Here is a 467-nt window from a genome sequence, read left to right on the forward strand (position 1 = left end):
ACTCATCTTCCTCGCCTCCGCACGGTTCTTCTCCAGAAACTCCGCCAGGATCCCCTCCCCGATGCATTCCCGGATCGCACGCTCCACCGCCTCCTCGACCGGCAGCTCCTGCGCATACCTGCGCACCCTGTCTACATACAGGGAGTACTCCTTCAGCGTCTGGCACGCCTCCAGCAGCCCGGGGCTGTGTCCCGCATTGACATTCAGCATCACGGCCCTCAGCTCCAGCCAGGTCTCCTCCGCCGGCACGGCATACAGGTCGGACAGGCGCAATTCCTGCCGGTCCGGCTGCTTATCCTTTCCATTGTAAAAGATCAGGAACTGCGGCGGCGGGACCAGCACCTTCTCCCGGCCGTATACGTTGCACGTCCTCGTCATCTCCTCATAGACGTCCGACAGGTACATCAGCATCCGAAGCGGCAGGTTCGGACTGTAGGTAGACTGATGCTCATACAGGGACAGCCGGG

The 467-nt window shown here is 61.7% G+C and carries 1 pseudogene; it reads right to left on the bottom strand.

The window, feature by feature from the left end:
* A pseudogene (locus H6A20_RS13150) lies at positions 1–467 on the bottom strand (hypothetical protein); the annotation flags it as partial.

It is taken from the genome of Mordavella massiliensis, from assembly GCF_016901695.1.
In the GTDB taxonomy this organism is placed as follows: domain Bacteria; phylum Bacillota; class Clostridia; order Lachnospirales; family Lachnospiraceae; genus Claveliimonas; species Claveliimonas massiliensis_A.